General features: G+C 55.6%; 3 protein-coding genes. 1 reads left to right on the top strand and 2 read right to left on the bottom strand.

Translation table 11 applies throughout. The features are described from left to right. The coding region (locus AC097P_RS23890; RefSeq protein WP_479612918.1) for a patatin-like phospholipase family protein at window positions 1-185 on the bottom strand (185 nt) is incomplete at its 3' end. Window positions 186-309: 124 nt separating this feature from the next. Beyond that, window positions 310-810, bottom strand: coding sequence for a phasin family protein (locus tag AC097P_RS23885; protein WP_479612917.1), 501 nt, complete (start codon window positions 808-810; stop codon window positions 310-312). A gap of 130 nt (window positions 811-940) precedes the next feature. On the opposite strand from AC097P_RS23885, the gene AC097P_RS23880 reads away from it, so the two are divergent. Next, on the top strand, window positions 941-1,433 hold a 493-nt coding region (locus AC097P_RS23880; RefSeq protein WP_479612916.1), incomplete at its 3' end, for an ABC transporter permease.

Here is a 1,433-nt window from a genome sequence, read left to right as displayed (position 1 = left end):
GCCAGCGCCGCCACAATGAAGCCGCCGGCCGATACGCCGACGTAATGGTCTAGCTTGGTGAAGTCCAAGCCGTTGAGCGATTCTTCCAGCGCGCACATAGCACCCACTTCGTAGATTGCACCCAAAGGGCCGCCGCCGGCCAGTGCCAGTGCTATTTTGGGAGGCGTTTTGGCAGTTGCGTTCATAGGTGGAAAGTGTAGGGTGCGATGGGCGTGTTATTTGCTGCGACGCAGCACGTCAATACAGGGGACAAGGGACGTAAAAAAGGGCGCTTGCGCGCGCCCTCACCAAGGTGGCGCACACCCAGCGTCAAACCTGCTTGGTTTTAGCCGGGGGCTTGGTTTTCTTGGCTGGCGCCTTGGTTTTTGCCGGGGCTGCAGCCTTCGCAGCGGGTGCGTTGGCCGACAACTTTTGCACAGCCTTGTTCAGTTCGTCAATACGCTCGATCAGTGCATTGATGTCTTTTGCGGACGGAACGCCTAGTTTGTTCAGGGCTTTGGCTACCCGTTCCTCAAATATATTTTCGAGCTTGTCCCACTGGCCCGAAGCCTTGGAGCTGATGTCGGTGGCGATATTTGACATTTTGCTGGTCGCCTCTGAAATCTTGGCCTCGGTGGCACTTTGGGTCTTGCGCTGAATGCTGACACCTTCTTTCACCAAGGACTCAAAGGCCTTGGAGCCCTCAGCCTGGGCGCGGGTGAAAGCCCCGAGACCCGCCTGCCAGATTTGCTGAGCCGAATCTTTGACAGACTCGCTCATCTGGGTGGGAGTGAGTTTGGAAATGTCGACTTTCGGTAATTTTTTGACCATGGGATGCTCCTGTTTAGTATGAGTGTGTGCGACCCGTTCGTGGGCAGGCTTACACGGCAACTTTACTTGCAGTGCCACCTCAGGTGTAGATTGCGCATCCTAACCCGCACAGATTGGTGAATTTGCCCCAATGGTTGGCACCGTTAAACTATGCGGTGTGACAAGTCTGCAACGCTCCTACATTCCCATTCGCAACCGTTCGTTACTCTGGCAGTTCGCCAGACGTGATGTTTTGGGGCGTTACCGTGGCTCGCTACTGGGTCTTGCTTGGTCGTTTCTGACGCCCCTACTGATGCTGGGGGTGTATTCCTTCGTGTTCATTGGGGTGTTCAAGCAGAGCTGGCCCGGATCTACCAAGGGTGGAGGGATTGAGTTTTCGCTTCAGGTTTTTGCGGGGCTTCTGGTCTTCAACCTATTTTCCGAGGTGGCCGGCAAGGCACCCAATCTCATCGTCGACCAACCGAATCTGGTCAAGAAGGTCATTTTCCCAGTCGAACTGCTCGCCTGGGTTACTGTGTTGTCAGGGCTGTTCCACTTGTTGATCAGTTCCATCTCTTTGCTGGTGGTGGTGTTGGTGGTCCGTGGAGGGCTGCTTGTGACGGCCTTTGCGTGTGCGCTGGGCC

The organism is Rhodoferax sp. ZS1R8, from assembly GCF_056521325.1.
This window is presented reverse-complemented; position numbering and strand designations above follow the sequence as displayed.